The following is an 18,704-nucleotide window of genomic DNA, read 5'->3' on the forward strand; positions in this document are numbered from 1 at the left end:
GGCTTTACTCGATTGCCCTTTCGGCGCATGAACAAGGAAATAGCATGAAACAGCATCGGTTGGCGGCGGCGGTAGCCCTGGTTAGCCTGGTCCTCGCGGGTTGTGATTCGCAGACCAGCGTAGAGCTGAAAACCCCGGCGCAAAAAGCTTCCTACGGTATCGGCCTGAACATGGGCAAGAGCCTTGCTCAGGAAGGCATGGATGATCTGGACTCCAAAGCGGTAGCCCAGGGCATCGAAGATGCCGTCGGCAAGAAAGAACAGAAGCTGAAAGATGAAGAGCTGGTCGAAGCCTTCGCCGCGCTGCAAAAGCGTGCTGAAGAGCGTATGGCCAAGATGAGCGAAGAGTCGGCATCCGCTGGCAAGAAATTCCTCGAAGAAAATGGCAAGAAGGCTGGTGTGACCACCACCGCTTCGGGTCTGCAGTACGAAGTCGTCAAAAAGGCCGACGGCCCACAGCCTAAGCCGACTGACGTAGTGACCGTTCACTACACCGGCAAGCTGACCAACGGCACCGTATTCGATAGCTCCGTCGAGCGCGGCAGCCCGATCGATCTGCCAGTAAGCGGCGTGATCCCGGGTTGGGTTGAAGGTCTGCAATTGATGCACGTTGGTGAGAAGTACAAGCTGTACATCCCTAGCGATCTGGCTTACGGCGCTCAATCGCCAAGCCCGGCAATCCCGGCCAACTCGGTTCTGGTTTTCGACCTGGAACTGATGGCCATCAAGGATCCAGCCAAAGAAGGCGCCGCGGCCAAGTAATTAGCCAAGGCTTCGACAACAACGCCTCGCTTATGCGGGGCGTTGTTGCATCTGGACCTTGGCAAGGGTAAACAGAGCGAACCGATGGCGGTCGGGGGAGTCATAGCCTTTGAGGTTGCTCGCTAGACGCCCTCAGCCGCCAAGTCAATGAAATATTGGGTTTTTTTATGTGAGTAAAAAACGCCCGATCTGAGCGTAGCCCTTATGAAACGGGGCTTTCAGCGCTGAAATGCAGCTCTGTTCACAAGGTTATCCACAATTTGTGTGGATAACATTTCAACGGGAGGAATAGATGAAAGCTCCGTGGAATTTCGCTCGATTCCTGCCTCTGGCCGGCCGTCTGCTGGCTCGCGGTCGCCTGCCGACGCTGCTGTTTGCCGTGGCCAGCAAAGGCGCCGCGCAAGGCAATAGACTCGGCAAACTCAAAGATGATCTTCGTATACTTCAGGCCTTGTGCCTGGCCTACTGGCGCGGTGAGTACCGGGCGATCAGCCCGAAAGCCTTGGTTTCGGTGGTGGCGGGGTTGATGTATTTCCTCAGCCCGGTGGATGCTATCCCGGATTTTATCCCGGTATTCGGCATGCTAGACGACATCGCCGTCCTCGCCTGGCTGATGAAAACCCTCGACGATGAACTCAACGCCTTCCGACTTTGGCGCAACCGCTTGCAACCGGAAAAACTGGCAGTCGTCGAACGTCTGCCCGATACCCCCGAGCAACTGCAACTCCAGGGCCCGAAAAAGCCCTGATTGTCGAAGTCCGCTTACAGATAGATACCCCCCGCGACCTTGGCCGCTGTTAGGATTACACTTCTAAGGAAAAGTGCCGACTCGCTAAGTGTTGTTGTCCTACGGGGTAGTCATGGATATTCAGATAATTGCACGCGATGGCGAACCCGAATATGCGGTTTTGCCATGGGCTCAGTATCAGTCTCTACTGAAAGCAGCAGGCATCAAAGAAGCACCGCCACAGCAGGCGTCAGCGCCGCTCGTGGCAACACCGGACCCGATTCTTCCAGGTCTGGATCAACTAAGCAGTTTGCGCGAAGGGAAGGGCATCGCCGTCGAGGCGCTGGCCCGCACGGTAGGCATCAGCCCGTCTTATCTGGCCATGATCGAAAGTGGCGAGCGTCTGCCCGACGCCGCGATTCGCCGCAGTCTGGCCTGGGAGCTGACGGTGCCAGGGTGGAGGGAAGAATCGTGAGCGTACGCATCAGTCGTCAACATTGGGACGGATTGCTGGGGGAGCTGGATCAGGCGCGCAGGCAGCGCCATCTGTTGACCTATCGGGCCTTGCTCGAACGTTTGCAATTGCCGACACCGGCTATGCAAACCTTGACGGCCGCGTTGGAGCATCTGGCCGCGCTGGATGCCAAGGCCGAACAACCATTACGCAGTTCGCTGGTGATAAGTCAGGGCGCCAGTCGCCTGCCGCGTACCGGTTTTTTTGAATGCGTCGAGCGCCTGGGGCGTTTTTCCGGGCCGTCCGATGGCGTCGCCGCAGCGTCATGGCATGCTTCGGAGGTCGTCAGAGTCTTCGAATACGAATACCCGGAATCGGCGGAGGCTTGAGTGTTTTTACGACTCAAGGCGCGAGCCGGTTACTGGCTGGCTCGCCGGCTGTTTCACTGGTCGTGGTTTGTTCGCCAGCCCCGAGGCTGGCGCTGGCTTGAAGGCCAGTTTGCGCGTATGGCTACCCTCGGCGATGTCGGCGCGCAAAGCTTCTACGGCCACATCCTGACCTTTCGCGGTGTAGGGTTGGGAGCGCGTGAAGAGGGCGTGCGACTGTTGCGGCTGGCGGCACTGGCCGGCGATGGCAAAGCGGCTTATCAGGTCGGGGTGATCAGCCTGACGGGTACACCGAGCAAAGCGCCTGACCCTGCTGAGGCCGCACGCTGGTGGAGCATGGCTGCCAAGGCCGGGCATCCGTTGGCCGAGCATAAGTTGAAAGAGTTGAGTGCGCGGGATTCAACGCAGTAAGTCTATCTGTGTCCGCTCAATAAACGTGGCGTGAGGGAAACCTCACGCCACGTTTGCGTTTTCGCCTGCCTGTTTGTTTTTTTGGATAGTTTGAGGATTAGTCCTACATCTATTGCCTACTCGCCTGACTTCTTTCCTGATTGATCCCCCGCACAGTTCCCGCGCCTAATTTTTGCGCGAGGGAACGTTCATGCTCGACCCGGTTATTCAGTCCACCCCGCACCCAAGCGTGCGTTGATGGAAGCCATCACCCGTATCGAGCAAGCACTCGACAGCTTCCCTGACACCCTCAGCCTCTACCGCGAGCAGCTCAAACACTGGGCCAGCCGTGCCGCCGACACAGTCAGCCATGCCGCAGATCTTCCGTCGCTGATGGGCATCGAGCGGATCATCCGCTTTGGTGAGAGCAGTACCGCCGTCAGCAGTAGCGACGACCAGTTTTTCTCCAACGTCGTGCAGTGCCCGAAGGGCGGGCTGATGCTGATCGAGAGCAAGTTCGAGTCGGTGTATGACATCCCGCTCGGCAACATCGTGGTCGATGTGGTGGCAGTGGATGGTGGCGAAACGACGCCCATCACTCTGGATGCTCAAGGCAAGGGGCAGTTCAAGGGCACAGAGGGCAAGTTCTACCGGGTGCAAGTGCACGGTGCTGTCAGCCCGGAACAGGTTGAAGATCTTTTTGAGTCCTACGATGGCCTGACCGTTGAACTGGATGATTGGCTGCGTAGCGAATGGCAGGGGTTCAAGCCACAGTGGTCGCAGTCGGTGGCGACGGCGGCGGGTAACGGCATGCTGGCCGGGAGCTGGGCGGCGATCGAGGGGGTGTGGGACAGCATTGGATTGTTGTCGGAGATTCTCCAGGATCCGGGCAAGTTTGCCCAACGGTTGGGAAGTGGCGCAACTGATCTGATCAATCTGGCAGCTACCGCGCCTGAGGTGATGGAGCAGCTTCAACTGCTGGTCAGTGACGAGGCGGCCCTGTGTTTGCTGCTACGCACGGCGAGTCTCTGGCTGGAGATGTTGCCGCCCAGTGAGATCGCCGGCAAAACTGCTGAAGCGGCGTCGATGATGATCGTGCAATTGCTGATCGATGTGCTGATCAGCGTTGTGCTGACTTTCGCCAGCGGCGGCGCAGGGATCGCGTATCTGACGCTGCGTCTGGCGGATCGCGCAGTTCAATTGCTGTCAGCGGTGACGCGGTTGGTGAAGGCGCTGTTTGCCATCGTCCACGGCTTCATCAAGTACGTTGATCAGTACAAAACCGTTGCCGCGCGCGGCATAGCGGCCGGCGTGAAAAAAGGCCGGATGCAACTGCGCTGGAATGCCAAGCGCAACGCCTCGCTGAAGAAAGACGAACCTCACGACGATAAGCCCGATCAGGCTAAAAACCCCAACGGCGACAGCGCCGACTGTGTGCCCTCGACCTGCACCAACGGCTGCCCGGTGTCGATGGTCACCGGTGAGGAACTGCTGACCCTGACTGACGGCACGCTCGATGGATTGCTGCCGTTTGAGTTCACCCGCTTGTATCGAACCAGTGCCGCCGAAATCGATGTCGGCTTGGGGTTTGGCTGGAGCCATTCGCTGGCGCATCGGCTGGAGTTCGATGGCGATTTTGTTGTTTGGGTCGACCATGAGAACCGGCGCACGCGGTTTCCAGTGCCGAGTGCTGAACGGCCGGCGATTCACAACAGTCTGTCGCGGGCGGCGATTTTTCTGGGGGATGAACCTGAGGAACTGATTCTTGCGCTGGCGGGGGACACGGCGCGGTTTTATCACTTTCGGGCCGGGCGGCTAACGGCGGTCAGTGATGGGTATGGCAATCGTCTGCGCATCTCTCGGGATCGTCAGGATCGTATTGAGCGGCTGGATAACGGGGCGGGTCGATCGCTATTACTGCGCTACGACCGCCAGCATTTGGTGGCCGTCGATTATCAGTCGTTTCAGTTGGCTGAATGGACGACTGAACAAACCCTCGTCAGTTATCGCTACGACGCTTATCAACACCTGATCGAAGCGTGTAACGCCGTTGGCGACAGCGAGCGTTACGACTACGACGATCAGCACGTCATCCTCCAGCGTCAGCTGACCGGTGGGGCGAGTTTCTTCTGGGAGTGGGAACGGGCCGGAAAATCGGCGCGCTGCGTGCGGCACTGGGCGTCGTTCTCGCAGATGGACACCCGCTACGTCTGGGATGACGACGGCAGCGTCGCGGTGCATTACGTCGATGGCACCGAAGAAACCTACGTGCACGACGAGCGCGCGCGGCTGGTGCGCAAGGTCGAGGCCGACGGTGGCGAGCACCTCAAGGCCTACGACGACGCGGGGCGTTTGATCGCCGAGCAGGATCCGCTCGGCGCGGTCACCGAATACCGATACGACGACGTCGGACGCCTGATTGCGCTGCTTCCACCGGACGATGAGCCGACGTCCTACGAGTACCGCAACGGTTTCCTGCACAGCCGCTCTCGCGGCGAGGCGGTGTGGACGTACCGGCGCAATGCCCAGGGTGATGTTACCGAGGCGGTTGATCCCGACGGGCAGGTCACGCATTACCACTACGATGCGCGTGGGCAGTTGCTGTCGATCCGCTATCCGGACACCAGTCGGCATGTGCTGGTCTGGAACGCTCTCGGCCAGTTGGTTGAAGAAACCCTGCCCGACGGCGGTGTGCGGCGCTTTTCCTACGATGCGCTGGGGCGGCGGACCACCAGTCAGGACGAACACGGTGCGCTCACGCGTCAGCACTGGGATGCCGTGGGCCGACTAATTCAGACGACGTCTCCGGGCGGCAGCACCCGCGCCTACAGCTACGGCGCCTATAACCAGGTCACCGCCGAACGTGACGAACTCGGCCGCATCACCCGTTACGAATATGACGACGATCTGCATCTGGTCTCACGCCGAATCAACCCCGACGGTACGCGGGTGCAATACCGCTACGACCATGCACAACTTCTGCTCACCGAAATCGAAAACGAGTCCGGCGAAAAGTACCGTCTGGACTACACGCCGACCGGACTGATCCGACAGGAAACCGGCTTCGATGGCCGGCGCACGAGCTACGCCTATGACCTCAATGGTCACCTGCTGGAAAAAACCGAGTTTGGCGATGACGGCTCGACGTTGGTCACCGGATACGAACGCGATACCGCCGGCCGCCTGCTGGTCAAAACCCTGCCCGACGGGATCAAGGTCGAATACCGCTATGACCGCCTCGGCCGACTGACCGGCGTCGACGACGGTCAGAAGCATCCCCTGGCCTTTGAGTACGACCTGCAAGATCGCCTGATCACCGAGCATCAGGGCTGGGGCACCCTGCGTTACACCTACGACGCCTGCGGCCAGCTCAAACGCATGCGCCTGCCGGACAACAGCAAACTCGATTACCACCACGCCAAGGGCGGTGCACTCAGAGCCATCGACCTCAACGGCGCGTCACTGACGCGCCACGTTTACCAGTCCGGTCGCGAGCAACAACGCCAGCAAGGTCTGCTGCTCAGCGAATATACCTACGACGATCAGGGCCGTTTACTCGCCCACGCCGTAGGCCATCAGCACGATTCGCTGTATCGCCGCGATTATGCCTACAGCGCCAACGGCAACCTTGAGCACATCGCCGACACCCGCCACGGCCAACGCACCTACGGCTACGACGCTCTCGACCGTTTGATCCGCGTGCGCCACTCGCGCGACGAACTGCCGGAATCCTTCGCCCACGACCCAGCCGGCAACCTGCTGATGCAGGACCGGCCCGGCCCGACGCAGATCAAGGGCAACCGCCTGCTGATGCAGGGCGACCGCCACTACGACTACGACGCCTTCGGCAACCTGATCCGCGAACGCCGCGGCACCGCGCAGAAACTCGTCACCGAATACCGCTACGACTGCCAACACCGCCTCATCGGCCTGACCCGCCCCGACGGCAAAACCGCGTCCTACAAATACGATACCTTCGCCCGGCGCATCAGCAAAACCGTCGACGGCGCCACCACCGAGTTCTTCTGGCAGGGCGATCACCTTGTCGCCGAAAGCAGCCAAACCCACCACCGCAGCTACGTCTACGAACCCGGCACCTTCCGCCCGCTGGCGCTGCTCGACGGCAAAGGCCCGAAGCGCGCCTGCCCGTTCTATTACCAACTCGATCACCTCGGCACCCCACAGGAACTCACCGACTACAGCGGCGAAATCGTCTGGTCGGCGCAATACGACGCCTACGGCAAAGTTGCCGCGCTGACCCTCGCCGCCGAGGAATACCTCGACCAGCCGCTGCGGTTTCAGGGGCAGTATTTCGACGCTGAGAGTGGACTGCATTACAACCGGCATCGGTATTACGACCCACGGCTGGGCCGGTATCTGACGCCGGACCCGATCAAGTTGGCGGGTGGGTTGAATCAGTACCAGTACGTGCCGAATCCAACGGGGTGGGTGGATCCGTTGGGGTTGAGTTCGAACTGTCCGCCGCCGAAGAAGCCGGGTTGTACGGTGCCGGGTGATGTAAGTGGCGCTAAGGTCAATGAAGGTGAGCCAGCGCTGCCGAAGATGACAGCGCAGGAGCGGAGGGCGAGGATTGATGAACTAGCTGAAGAAAACGCATACCGACGTTTGCATGAAATGGAGAATCCACAAAATGGAGAGCATTTTTTAGAAAAACACGGCGCTCAAACAACTCTGCAATCTCAATTTGAAAGAATTACTTCAGGGAAAAATCCAACGACTGGTGTTGTTGAGACTTACATCGGTGGATCAAAAGACGGAGAGCCTAAAATTCCAAGCGCGGCCACTCATTTTCTCAGTCATAGAGATCAGTTAAATGCTATCTACAGAGCGAAACTAATACTTCGTCAGACCAATCTTCAAATATCGAAAAGGCCCATGGACATGGGAAAGATAATTGGGGAAGGTTATACGAAAGACGGAGTTTAAGGACAGCAGAAGAAAGCTGTCGTTATTCTCAAAGCAAATGGCGGAACTGTAACGTCGTATACGGATTTTGATTGATGAAAAATTTATATAACATTGTGGATGTAAAAAATTTACTGTTTGTTTTTGATATCGAAAATACTTTTGATGTTGAACGAGAGCGAATTATAGTTGAAAAAAACGTAAACGATACTCGGCAGCTGACAGAGTTGTTCGATATTTTGTTAAAGCCTGAATTTTATGAGTACACAGATGCCGAGCAAAAGTCTCTCATAGATACAGTCGATCATTTTTTGAAGGAGGATGACAATTTTGATCGTGTCTTTAATCGAATGACGACATATTTTGATGATGACGTTACGGATAGGTCCAGTTTCATGAGGGTTTTGCTGGAGTGTTTGACAAAGTATCGAAATGAAAAAGACTTTGGCTAACAATTTACAGATTCACAATGTGCAATGAGAGGACGGCGCCTTCGCGAGCAAGCCCGCACTTCACGCAAAGTTTTAACCGACTAGTTGCGACGTCTGGTGTGCGGGCGCTGCCACAGCGTCGAGTTCATGCACGCTACACCCCGGAACATTCTTCGCATGATGCTTAGCCTGCGAAGCCATTTCCGCGAGCTGGCTGGCGTCGAGTTGTGCGCACGCTTCGGGATGCAGATGCACCACACCGATGGACAGTGACAGCAGCGGAAATTCCTGCCGCACCCCCTGGCGATTCGGCGCAATGAAGCAACCTGCTTCAAGATGCTCGGGGCGGTAGAAGCGGCGGCATTGGCTTTGGAAGTCATCAAGCAACTGGTTGAGGCGTTTGCGCCAGTCTTCGGGGCCAAGGACGAGCAGGAAGTCGTCGCCGCCGATGTGGCCGACGAAGTCGCGGGTAGGGTCGACGCGTTCGTTGAGGCACTGCGCCAGGCACAGCAGGACTTCGTCGCCGCGGCCGTAGCCGTAGATGTCGTTGAAGGGTTTGAAGCTGTCGATGTCGACGTAGCAAATGATTGATTCGCGGGCCTGTTGCAGCAGGCGCGTCAGGCATTGCTGGATCGGCACGTTGCCGGGTAGCAGGGTCAGCGGGTTGGCGTAGCGGGCTTGCTGGATTTTCAGTTCGGTGATCAGTTTGAGCACGTCGATCACCCGACCGAGGCCGAGATAGCTGCCGTTGAGGGTGATGATGAAGTCTTCTTCGATCCGCTGACGGGCGCGGCTGGTGATCAGGCGACTGACCTGTTGCAGCGACTGGCTCATTTCCACAGCGAGGAAGTCGTCGTTCATCAGGCGGCTGATGGGTTTGCGCGCGAACAGGTCGGTGGCGAACGGTTTTAGCAGGGCATCCGAGAGAGAGTGGCGGTGGACGATGCCGCACGGCTGGCCTTGTTCGTCGAGCACGGCCAGTGAGTTGAGGTTGGCCTGGCGGCGGAAGGCTTCCAGCACGGTGGCGGTCGGCGTGTCGCGTGGCACGGCGGGTTGGTCGTTGAGCAGGGCGCTGAGGTCGCTGCCTTCGTCGTTCAGGGCCACGGCGCTGCTGTCGTGTTTAGGCATCAGGGCGCGGGCGTCACGGGGTGGCTGTTCCTGGGGGCGACCCAGCAAGTAACCCTGCACCAGATCAACGCCCATTTCGGTGAGCACCGCCAGTTCTTCCGGCAGTTCGATGCCTTCGGCAATGACTTGCGCCCGGGATGCTTTGGCAATCTGCAGGATCGAGCCGACGAATTCTCGTTTCAATGCATCCTGATGAATGCCATCAATGAAATGCCGGTCGATCTTCACGTAGTCCGGACGCAGTTCTGACCACAGGCGCAGGCTCGAATACCCGGCGCCGAGGTCATCCAGGGCAATCGAAAAACCCATCGCTCGATAGTGATGTAGAGCCGTTTGCAGCAACTGGAAGTCGTCGATTGGCGTCTGTTCAGTGAGTTCGATCACCACCTGACTCGGCGGGATGCCGAAGTCTTGCAGCAATTGCAGTGTCCGCCCTGGCTGATGCGCCGCTTCGAGCAAGGACTCCGGCGAGACGTTGAGAAACAGTTTGCCCGGCAGTTGCTGTTCGTTAAATCGACGGCAAGCACTCTGGCGGCAGGCGATTTCCAGTTCGCTCAAGCGTCCGGCCTGACGCGCCACCGCGAACAGCGCGATGGGCGAGTGCAGAGGGCTATTGGACGGGCCGCGAGTCAGAGCTTCGTAACCGAGAATACGTCGCTCAGAGAGGCAGATGATCGGCTGGAACAGGCTGTGTAAACCGCTTTGAGTCAGTATCGAGCTCAAGGCACTCAGCTGTTCGGTCGTGGTCATGGCAATCTCTGGCGATAAAAAAAGGACTGGGAGCGCTCTCGATGAAGAGAGTGGCTCCCAGTCCTTTATTGCACGACAGAATGATGACTGTTTGATGACGATCCGGGGATCGTCAGCATTAAATTGCCATCACCTTACTTCTTGGCCACCTGATTGCTCAGTTTCAGGTAATCCAGCAGAACGCGCCCGGTTTCGCTCAGGTAGGCATCGTCTTCCGGTTTGACCTTGTCCTGCTCGGCTGCCGCGAGGGCGTCTTCGTCTTCTTTCTTCAGCTCTTTGAGCGGTTCTTCGCCCTTGGCCTTGCGACGGAGGTTCTCCATCACCAGTTGCTTGGCGTCGATGCTGGCGTGCTGGGCACGACGATCCGCTTCATTGAGGCTGACGGTTTTTTCTTCCATCAGCTTCTGCGCCAGTGCCAGCTTGTCGCGGATGAACACGAACTCGGCATCCTTGGCGGTGCGAGTGTCATGCTCGGACTTGAGCTGTGCCAGGAACGGCTTGAACGGATCGGCCGCAGGTTTGATTGCAGCCTTGATGGTGTCCCACGGCATGGCTTCCGGCAGGGCACTCTCGCCGATTTCCTTGGTGTCGATCAGCGACGGGTAGTCGATGTCCGGCAACACGCCCTGATGCTGGGTGCTCTGACCGGAAACCCGGTAGAACTTGGCCAGGGTCAGTTTCAGTTCGCCATGGTTCAGCGGCTGAATGGTCTGCACGGTGCCTTTGCCGAAGGTCTGGCCACCGATGATCAGCGCGCGGTGGTAGTCCTGCATGGCGCCGGCGAAGATCTCCGACGCCGAGGCAGACAGGCGGTTGACCAGCAGCGCCATCGGGCCTTTGTAGAACGCACCCGGGTTTTCATCTTCCAGCACGTCGACGCGGCCATCGGCGTTACGCACGAGTACGGTCGGGCCTTTGTCGATGAACAGGCTGGTCAGCTCGGTGGCTTCCTGCAGAGAACCGCCGCCGTTATTGCGCAGGTCGATGACCACGCCGTCGACTTTGTCTTTCTGCAACTCGGTCAGCAGTTTCTTGACGTCGCGAGTGGTGCTCTTGTAGTCCGGATCACCGGCACGGAACGCCTTGAAGTCGAGGTAGAAGGCCGGGATCTCGATGACGCCGAGTTTGTAGTCCTTGCCGTCCTGCTTCAGGTTCAGTACGGATTTTTTCACGGCCTGATCTTCAAGCTTCACCGCTTCGCGGGTGATCGGCACAATCTTGGTGGTCTGGTCGTTCGGCGCATTGCTGGCCGGAATCACTTCCAGGCGCACCACGGTGCCTTTCGGGCCGCGGATCAGCTTGACCACTTCGTCCAGACGCCAGCCGACCACGTCGACCATCTCTTTGTTGCCTTGGGCAACACCGATGATCTTGTCGGCAGGGGCGACCTGTTTGGTCTTGTCGGCAGGGCCGGCAGGCACCAGACGCACGACTTTCACCTGATCGTTGTCGCTCTGCAACACAGCGCCGATGCCCTCGAGGGACAGGCTCATGTTGATGTCGAAGTTTTCCGCGTTATCCGGCGACAGATAGTTGGTGTGCGGATCGTAGGACATGGCGAAGGTGTTGATGTACGCCTGGAAGATATCTTCCGGACGGGTCTGATCCAGGCGCGACAATTGGTTCTTGTAGCGCTTGGTCAGGGTTTCCTGGATCTGCTTCGGCTCTTTGCCGGCGATCTTCATCCGCAGCACTTCGTCCTTGACGCGTTTGCGCCACAGGTCGTCAAGATCGGCGGTGGATTTGAGCCAAGGAGCGTCCTTGCGATCGATCAGCAAGGTTTCCCTGGTGGTGAAGTCCATCTTGTCGACGCCTTTGTTCAGCTCGGCAAGGGCGAAGTCCAGACGCGCCTTGACGCGATCCAGATAGCGCTTGTAGATGGTGAACCCGGCGTTGAGGTCGCCGCTTTTGAGGAAGTCGTCGAACTGGGTCTTCCACTTGTCGAATTCGGCGATGTCGCTGGCCATGAAATAGCTGCGCGACGGATCCAGCAGCTTGAGGTAGCTGTCGTAGATGATCACCGAGCGCGCATCGTCGAGCGGCGGCTTGCTGTAGTGGTGACGCTTGAGCAACTCGACGACGTTCAGGCTGGCGATGACTTCATCGCGATCAGGCTGCAATTTGTCCCAGCTGTTGGCTGCGAATGTATTGCCCGACACCGGCAACAGGCCGATGCCGATGAAAAGAGCGAGGGCGGTGCTGGGGAGCAAATGCTTCATGCTGATTCGACGCGGGGACAATTGATAACGCATATTAGGCCGTCTTTGAAGTCGCCGGTTCTACGAGAGCCGGTCGCATAATGCAAAAAGCCCGGCGCTACAGCTTCGGGCTCAGTCCAGACTCACTATGGAGGCACTGTGAAGGCATTGCAAGGCGTGGAAGGTCAAGTGGCATGGGTTGAAGAGCCGAGTCCTACGTGTGATGTAGGACAAGTCCGCATCCGAGTGGCGGCAGCCGGCCTCAATCGCGCCGATTTATTACAGAAAGCAGGGCTTTATCCGCCGCCCCCGGGTGCCAGCCAAGTCCTCGGTCTTGAGTGCTCCGGGGTGATCAGCGAGGTCGGTGCGGGCAGTTCGTGGCACGTCGGCGACCGGGTCTGCGCCTTGCTGGCCGGGGGTGGCATGGCCGAAGAGGTGGTCGTCGACGGGCGGCACGTGCTGCCGGTTCCCGAAGGCGTGTCGTTGATCGAGGCGGCGGCATTACCCGAGGTTTATGCAACGGTCTGGCTGAATGTGTTTCAGCTTGCGGCGCTCAAACCGGGTGAGAAAGTTCTCTTGCACGCCGGGGCAAGTGGAATTGGTTCAGCCGCTATTCAGCTGTGCAAGGCGTTCGGCAACCCGTGCTGGGTAAGCGTCGGCTCGACCGAGCGTTTGGCTTACTGTGAAGCATTGGGAGCCCAGGGCGGCGTAGTGCGTACGGATGATCTGGAAAGCTTGCGCGACTTCGGCCCGTTCGATGTGATTCTCGATCCGGTCGGCGGCAACTACTCGGCGCTCAATCTCAAGCTCATGGCGCTGGATGGGCGTTGGGTGTTGATCGGTTTGATGGGGGGCCGTGAGGCGAAGCTGGATCTGGCCCAGGTGTTGGCCAAGCGCGTGCAATTGCTGGGTTCTACGCTGCGCAGTCGTGACGATCAGTTCAAGGCCGATCTGTTCAGTGACCTGAGTCAGCATGTGTGGCCGTTGTTTGCCGAAGGACGCTTGCGTCCGCAGTTGGCCAAGGCTTTCCCGGTGAGAGACGCCGAGGCGGCATTTGCCGAGCTGGCGAGCAATACCGTTTCCGGAAAACTGGTGTTGGTGATTGACGACAGCCTGAGCTGAAAGAAAGGCCAGATCAAAAGATCGCAGCCTTCGGCAGCTCCTACGGTGGAATGTGTACACCCTGTGGGAGCTGCCGGAGGCTGCGATCTTTTGCTTTTATTTCCAGAGATGGATCGGCCAGCCGGCCTTTTCGGCATGTTCAAGCAGCACCGGATCCGGATTGACCACGTGCGGGAAATCGACCTTCAGCAACAACGGCAGGTCATTGCGTGAGTCGGAATAGAAACTCGCGCCCTCCAGGTTTTCCTCTTCAGCATCCAGCCACTCAAGCAAGCGGGTGATCTTGCCTTCGCGGTAAGTCAGGGTGCCGACGGTATGGCCGCTGTACACGCCATGCGCGACTTCCAGTTCGATTCCGAGGACTTCGTCGATACCCAACCGATCGGCAATCGGCTTGACCAGATGCGTGCCCGACGCCGAGATCACCAGAATCCGGTCGCCAGCCTTGCGGTGGGCGGCGATGGTTTTGGTCGCGTCGCTGAAGATGATCGGTTCGATGAAGTCTTCAACCCACGGGCCGACCAAGTGCTCGACTTCTTCTGGGGTGCGGCCGATCAGTGGTTCGAGGCTGAAGTCCATGTAGTCTTCCATGCGCAATTTGCCATGGCTGTAGGCATCCATCAGCTCGTTGTTTTTGCGCATGTACGATTCGGGATCGACCCAGCCCAAACGGCCCATCTGCTCGCTCCAGAGGGTGGCGCAGTCGCCATGGATGAGGGTTTCGTCCAGATCAAAAATTGCCAGGGCCATCAGTGCAGTTCTCTCTTCAACGTCAGCAAAGTCATCAGGCTACCTCACACAGGGCCGTGGGATCGATGGAAAGTGCCAGACGCTGACCGTCGGGGTGCAGATCGGCGGCCGAACGGTTGAGCACATCCACCACCAACTCTACGCCGCGCGCTTCGACGCGATAGCGGATGACGTTGCCGAGCAGGCTGTGGCTGCGGATCTGTGCGTCGAGTTCGCCGTTCAGGCTCAGTTCGATGGCTTCCGGGCGAATGGCAATGCGGTGGTTGATCGGGCGCTGCAACAGCTTCGACGCGTCGTCAGCATCGAGCAGGTTGTAGTTGCCGATGAAGCCGGCGGCGAACACATCGACAGGCGCGGTGTACAGGGTTTCGGCGTCGCCGCTCTGTACGATTTTTCCCTGATTCATCAGGAAAATCCGGTCAGACATGGTCAGCGCTTCTTCCTGGTCGTGGGTGACGAAGATCGTGGTCAGGCCGAGTTCCCGCTGGATCTGACGAATCTGTTCGCGCAGGTGCTTGCGAATCCGTGCATCGAGGGCCGACAGCGGCTCATCCAGCAGCAACAGACGTGGACGAGTCACCAGCGAACGGGCGAGGGCAACGCGCTGGCATTGGCCACCGGAAAGCTGATGGGGATAGCGACTGGCGAAGTCGTTCAGTTCAACCAGTTTCAACACTTCGGCAACGCGTTTATGGCTGTCGTCGGCATTGACCTTTTGCATGCGCAGACCGAAGGCGACGTTCTGTTCGACGGTCATGTTGGGAAACAGCGCGTAGCTTTGGAACACCATGCCGATGCCACGTTTCTGCGGGCTCAGCGGCACGATGTCGACGCCATCGAGCAGGATCTTGCCGCCATCGACCGGCGTCAGCCCGGCGATGCAACGTAGCAGGGTGGATTTGCCGCAACCCGACGGGCCGAGCAGGGTGACGAATTCGCCCTTGTTTATTTCGCAGTCGATGTCGCTGAACACCGTGGTGCCAGCGTAGTTTTTTTGAAGATGTTGGACGCTGACATAGCTCATTCGCTTTTGTCCTTGTTCAGAATGTTGGCGATCCAGGTCAGGACCAGCACGAATAAGAAGTAGGAGATGACCAGCGCACTGGTGAAGTGGCCGCTGCTGTTGCGCATGTTGTTCAGATAAACCTGCAGGGTTTCGTAGCGGGTGCCGACGAGGATGTTGGCGAAGACGAACTCACCGAACAGGAACGAGAACGACAGCAGCAACGCCACCATCAGGCCTTTGCGCAGGTTCGGCAGCACCACCAGAATTGCTGCCTGAAAGGTGCTCGCGCCGAGCAGTTGGGCGGCGTCCATCAGGTCGCGCAGATTGATCGCTTGGAGGTTGTTGGTGATCGCCCGGTACATGAACGGCAGCGCCACGGTGAAGTAGCAACCGATCAGAATCCACGGCGTACCAACCATCGCCATTGGCCCGGAACCGTAGAGCTGCAACAGGCCGACCGACGACACCACTGGCGGCACCGCGAAGGGCAGCAGGATCAGGATGTTCATCAGCGCATCGAGTTTGGGGAAGTGGTAATGCACCACAAACAGCAGCGGCAGGATCAGCACCACCGACAGTACCAGAGCGCCGACGCACACCAGCAATGACTGACCGAAGGCGTGCAGGAAGCGTGGATCGCTCCACAACTGGATGTACCACTTGAAGGTAAAGCCGCTGGGCAGAATGGTCGCCGACCAACTGCTTGCGATTGAGTAAATCAGTGTGCCCACAAGCGGTGCCAAGAGGATGGCGAACAGCAGGTAGACCACGACGCGGTGGTAGAGGCCGGCCGGGCCGGATTCAACGCGAGACATGGTAGCTCCTCTTCAACAGCAGTTGATGCACGACGGTCACGATGGTCATCAGCGCCACCAGCACCACGGCCAGCGCACTGGCAAGATTCGGATCGAGGGAGATATCGCCGGAAACCATCGCCGCGATACGGATCGGCAGCACGTTGAAGTTGCCGGTGGTCAGTGCATACACCGTGGCGTAGGCGCCGAGGGCGTTGGCCAGCAGGATCACGAACGTGCCGAGCAGCGCGGGGGTCAAGACCGGCAGACCGATGTGCCGCCAGAACTGCCAGCCGTTGGCACCGAGCAATTCGGCGGACTCGCGCCAGTCTTCGCGCAAGGCATCGAAGGCCGGGTAGAGCAGCAACACGCCGAGGGGGATCTGGAAGTAGGTGTAAAGGATGATCAACCCGGTTTTCGAGTACAGGTTGAAGTCCTCGATGATCCCGGCCTGCTTCAACATGATGGTGATGCTGCCGTTGAAACCGAGCAGGATGATGAACGCGAAGGCCAGAGGAACGCCGGCAAAGTTACTGGTCATGTTGGCGAAGGCATTCACGAAGTTGCGCAGTTTCGAGTCGACCCGGCGCAGGGAGTACGCACCGAGCACGGCGATGATGATGCCGAACACACTCGACCAGAAACTGATTTCCAGGCTGTACTGGATCGCCTGTCGGTAGAACTTCGAACTGAAGATCTTGCTGAAGTTTTCCAGGCCCCAACCGGACTCTTCCGATTGCAGGCTGTTGATCATCACCCAGATCAGCGGGGCGATTTCAAACACGATAAAGAACAGTGCGAAGGGCACCAGGCACAGTGCCGCCAGCCATTTGCCGCGAGTCATGGCATTCACTTGAGCAGCTCCCGGCACACAGGTTTGTCATGGGGCACGCCGAGCAGTTCGCAGACCATGCCGCAGATTTCGGTCTGCTTCGGTGCAGCGTCTGCGTTGAGGCTGAAGGCGTCGCCGAGAACAAACAGCGGTACCTGGCGTTCTTCCGGCAGCAGGCCGTTGTGCGAGCGGTCGTTGTTCATGCCGTGGTCGGCGGTCACCAGCACCTGATAACCGGCGTCGAGCCAGGCCTGTAAGTAGTCGGCGAGGATGATGTCGGCGAAACGCGCGCTGTTGCGGTATTGCGGGGTGTCGAGGCCGTGCTTGTGGCCGGCGTCGTCGATGTTCATCGGGTGAATCAGCAGGAAGTCAGGCGTGTGCCGCAGGCGCAGGTTTTCGGCGTCGGCGAACAGGTGCGAATCCGGGTAGTGATCGTTCCAGTAAAAGTGGCCGTGCTGGATCGGCAGTGATGGATCGTCAGTGTGGCGGTCGCGGGCGGCCACAAACGGCGAGCGGTTATACAACTCGCTGACCCAGTGATAGGCCGCGGCGGCGGTTTTCAGTCCGGCGTCACGCGCGTAGTGATAGATGCTGCGCTGGTTGGACAGGCGCGAGACGTCGTTGTGAACGATTCCGCTGTCGATCGGCGGCACTCCGGTGAGGATGCATTCGTAAAGTGGTCGGGACAGGGCGGGCAACTCGCACTCCAGTTTGTAGAGTGCGGCGCGTCCTGCGCCAACGTAAGCCTGCAGATGCCCCATGGCGTGACGCGCGACTTCGTAGTTGAGGCCGTCGAGCACGACAAGGATGACGTTGTGCTTCATAGGGGCGGTGACTCCGAAAACAAGGCTGGGACCGAACGTTGTAGGAGCTGGCGAAGCCTGCGATCTTTTGACTTTGCCTTTCAAGAGCAAGATCAAAAGATCGCAGCCTGCGGCAGCTCCTACAGATGAAGGATTACTTCATCTCTACGATGACTTCTTCGTTCCACTTCTGTGGCAGGCCTTTGGAGGTTTTCTCCCACGCATCGGCGTCCTTGATCGGCGTGACCTTTTTGTACTGCTCGTTCGGCAGCAGTTTGGCTTTCACGTCTTCCGGCAGTTGCAGGTGTTCGGCGCGGATCGGACGGGCGTTGCCGCGAGCGAGGTTGGTCTGGCCGGCGTCGCTGAAGATGTATTCGCGGGTCAGCTTGGCGGCGTTCGGGTTCTTCGCGTATTTGTTGATGATGGTGGTGTAGCCGGAAATCACCGAACCGTCAGACGGGATCAGCACTACATAGTCATCCGGGTTGGCCATCTTGGCCTTGTAGCTCAGGCCGTTGAAGTCCCAGACCACGCCGACTTCGATCTCGCCTTTTTCCATGGTGGCGATGGTCGGGTTGGCCATCGACAGGCGACCTTGCTTGGCGATGTCTGCGAACAGCAGCAGGGCAGGCTGGATATTCTTCTCGTCGCCACCGTTGGCCAGCGCTGCGGCCAGAACGCCGTTGGCAGCTTGCGCAGCGGTGCTCACGTCACCGATGGAAACCTTGTATTTGCCGCCCTTGAGGTCAGCCCATTTGGTCGGTACTTCGGAACCGTGCAGCAGCTTCTTGTTGACGATAAAGGCGATGGTGCCGGTGTAGGCCAGTGCCCAGTTGCCGTCCTTGTCTTTAGCCCAGTCCGGGATCTGGTCCCAGGTGCTTGGCTTGTACGGTTGCACCACGCCTTGCTTGACCGCGATCGGGCCGAAGGCGGCACCGACGTCGCCGATATCGGCGCTGGCATTATCTTTTTCCGCAGCGAATTTGGCGATTTCCTGGGCCGAGCTCATGTCGGTGTCGATGTGTTTCAGACCGTATTTTTTCGCGAGGTCTTCCCAGGTGCCTTTCCAGTTGGCCCAGTCATCGGGCATGCCGACGCTGTTGACGGCGCCTTCCGCTTTCGCAGCGGCTTCGAGGGTTTTCAGATCAGTGTCGGCCGCCATGGCGGCGGTGCACATTGCAATGGTCGAGCCTAACAGTGTTGCCAGGAAAAGCTGTTTCATTCCGAAGCTCCTTGGTCGTGTTCA

The 18,704-nt window shown here is 58.7% G+C and carries 16 protein-coding genes; 8 read left to right on the plus strand and 8 right to left on the minus strand.

The annotated features are described in order from the left end of the window. Positions 1-44: 44 nt before the first annotated feature. The 7 genes from bamJ to ACA074_RS08570 all read left to right on the plus strand — a co-directional run bounded on the left by bamJ (position 45) and on the right by ACA074_RS08570 (position 8,096). Positions 45-761, plus strand: coding sequence for a BamJ family beta-barrel-assembly machinery protein (bamJ, locus tag ACA074_RS08540; RefSeq protein WP_187677481.1), 717 nt, complete (start codon positions 45-47; stop codon positions 759-761). 292 nt (positions 762-1,053) lie between these two features. Beyond that, a complete protein-coding gene (locus ACA074_RS08545) occupies positions 1,054-1,509 on the plus strand; it encodes a YkvA family protein (protein WP_497678772.1) in 456 nt (151 codons plus the stop codon). Between the two features lie 112 nt (positions 1,510-1,621). After that, positions 1,622-1,963 (plus strand): helix-turn-helix domain-containing protein, encoded by a 342-nt coding sequence (locus ACA074_RS08550; RefSeq protein ID WP_497678773.1) that lies wholly within the window; start codon positions 1,622-1,624, stop codon positions 1,961-1,963. Then, a complete protein-coding gene (locus tag ACA074_RS08555) occupies positions 1,960-2,331 on the plus strand; it encodes a hypothetical protein (protein ID WP_003223109.1) in 372 nt (123 codons plus the stop codon). Before ACA074_RS08550 ends, ACA074_RS08555 begins: the two co-directional genes overlap by 4 nt. After that, positions 2,332-2,739, plus strand: a complete 408-nt coding sequence (locus ACA074_RS08560) for an SEL1-like repeat protein (protein WP_187677484.1) — start codon at positions 2,332-2,334, stop codon at positions 2,737-2,739. Positions 2,740-2,976: 237 nt separating this feature from the next. Continuing rightward, a complete protein-coding gene (locus ACA074_RS08565) occupies positions 2,977-7,665 on the plus strand; it encodes an RHS repeat-associated core domain-containing protein (protein ID WP_497678774.1) in 4,689 nt (1,562 codons plus the stop codon). 74 nt (positions 7,666-7,739) lie between these two features. Then, complete coding sequence (locus ACA074_RS08570) at positions 7,740-8,096, plus strand: hypothetical protein (protein WP_497678775.1); 357 nt, start codon at positions 7,740-7,742, stop codon at positions 8,094-8,096. 72 nt (positions 8,097-8,168) lie between these two features. Here the strand turns inward: ACA074_RS08570 and ACA074_RS08575 are convergent, their stop codons facing one another. After that, on the minus strand, positions 8,169-9,953 hold the full coding sequence (locus ACA074_RS08575) for a bifunctional diguanylate cyclase/phosphodiesterase (protein WP_497678776.1): 1,785 nt from the start codon (positions 9,951-9,953) through the stop codon (positions 8,169-8,171). 134 nt (positions 9,954-10,087) lie between these two features. Then, positions 10,088-12,172 carry a carboxy terminal-processing peptidase gene (locus tag ACA074_RS08580; RefSeq protein WP_497678777.1) on the minus strand — a complete coding sequence of 695 codons (2,085 nt, stop codon included), beginning with the start codon at positions 12,170-12,172 and terminating at the stop codon, positions 10,088-10,090. A 138-nt stretch (positions 12,173-12,310) separates the two neighbouring features. Here ACA074_RS08580 and ACA074_RS08585 point away from each other — a divergent pair, with 138 nt between their 5' ends. Then, positions 12,311-13,273, plus strand: a complete 963-nt coding sequence (locus ACA074_RS08585; protein WP_497678778.1) for a zinc-binding dehydrogenase — start codon at positions 12,311-12,313, stop codon at positions 13,271-13,273. Positions 13,274-13,369: 96 nt separating this feature from the next. Here ACA074_RS08585 and ACA074_RS08590 read toward each other — a convergent pair whose 3' ends face one another. From ACA074_RS08590 to ACA074_RS08615, 6 genes are all read right to left on the minus strand, one after another. Next, entirely contained in the window at positions 13,370-14,023 is a 654-nt protein-coding gene (locus tag ACA074_RS08590) for an HAD family hydrolase (protein WP_187677490.1), read from the minus strand. Between the two features lie 34 nt (positions 14,024-14,057). After that, entirely contained in the window at positions 14,058-15,047 is a 990-nt protein-coding gene (locus ACA074_RS08595; protein WP_187677491.1) for an ABC transporter ATP-binding protein, read from the minus strand. After that, on the minus strand, positions 15,044-15,844 hold the full coding sequence (locus tag ACA074_RS08600; protein ID WP_401271989.1) for an ABC transporter permease: 801 nt from the start codon (positions 15,842-15,844) through the stop codon (positions 15,044-15,046). The genes ACA074_RS08595 and ACA074_RS08600 overlap by 4 nt, the downstream gene beginning before the upstream one ends. Continuing rightward, on the minus strand, positions 15,831-16,667 hold the full coding sequence (locus ACA074_RS08605) for an ABC transporter permease (RefSeq protein WP_187677504.1): 837 nt from the start codon (positions 16,665-16,667) through the stop codon (positions 15,831-15,833). The genes ACA074_RS08600 and ACA074_RS08605 overlap by 14 nt, the downstream gene beginning before the upstream one ends. 5 nt (positions 16,668-16,672) lie before the next feature. Continuing rightward, positions 16,673-17,479 (minus strand): alkaline phosphatase family protein, encoded by an 807-nt coding sequence (locus ACA074_RS08610; protein ID WP_497678779.1) that lies wholly within the window; start codon positions 17,477-17,479, stop codon positions 16,673-16,675. Positions 17,480-17,612: 133 nt separating this feature from the next. After that, a complete protein-coding gene (locus ACA074_RS08615; protein ID WP_187677494.1) occupies positions 17,613-18,680 on the minus strand; it encodes an ABC transporter substrate-binding protein in 1,068 nt (355 codons plus the stop codon). Positions 18,681-18,704 lie beyond the last annotated feature (24 nt).

This window comes from Pseudomonas sp. LBUM1655, from assembly GCF_059716085.1.

What these genes read in the sequence shown, in the direction of transcription:
- ACA074_RS08590 (WP_187677490.1), bottom strand. Translation starts at nt 14,023, where the DNA reads ATGGCCCTGGCAATTTTTGATCTGGACGAAACCCTCATCCATGGCGAC.
- ACA074_RS08545 (WP_497678772.1), top strand. Translation starts at nt 1,054, where the DNA reads ATGAAAGCTCCGTGGAATTTCGCTCGATTCCTGCCTCTGGCCGGCCGT.
- ACA074_RS08575 (WP_497678776.1), bottom strand. Translation starts at nt 9,953, where the DNA reads ATGACCACGACCGAACAGCTGAGTGCCTTGAGCTCGATACTGACTCAA.
- bamJ (WP_187677481.1), top strand. Translation starts at nt 45, where the DNA reads ATGAAACAGCATCGGTTGGCGGCGGCGGTAGCCCTGGTTAGCCTGGTC.
- ACA074_RS08605 (WP_187677504.1), bottom strand. Translation starts at nt 16,667, where the DNA reads ATGACTCGCGGCAAATGGCTGGCGGCACTGTGCCTGGTGCCCTTCGCA.
- ACA074_RS08550 (WP_497678773.1), top strand. Translation starts at nt 1,622, where the DNA reads ATGGATATTCAGATAATTGCACGCGATGGCGAACCCGAATATGCGGTT.
- ACA074_RS08600 (WP_401271989.1), bottom strand. Translation starts at nt 15,844, where the DNA reads ATGTCTCGCGTTGAATCCGGCCCGGCCGGCCTCTACCACCGCGTCGTG.
- ACA074_RS08610 (WP_497678779.1), bottom strand. Translation starts at nt 17,479, where the DNA reads ATGAAGCACAACGTCATCCTTGTCGTGCTCGACGGCCTCAACTACGAA.
- ACA074_RS08565 (WP_497678774.1), top strand. Translation starts at nt 2,977, where the DNA reads ATGGAAGCCATCACCCGTATCGAGCAAGCACTCGACAGCTTCCCTGAC.
- ACA074_RS08595 (WP_187677491.1), bottom strand. Translation starts at nt 15,047, where the DNA reads ATGAGCTATGTCAGCGTCCAACATCTTCAAAAAAACTACGCTGGCACC.
- ACA074_RS08570 (WP_497678775.1), top strand. Translation starts at nt 7,740, where the DNA reads ATGAAAAATTTATATAACATTGTGGATGTAAAAAATTTACTGTTTGTT.
- ACA074_RS08580 (WP_497678777.1), bottom strand. Translation starts at nt 12,172, where the DNA reads ATGAAGCATTTGCTCCCCAGCACCGCCCTCGCTCTTTTCATCGGCATC.
- ACA074_RS08615 (WP_187677494.1), bottom strand. Translation starts at nt 18,680, where the DNA reads ATGAAACAGCTTTTCCTGGCAACACTGTTAGGCTCGACCATTGCAATG.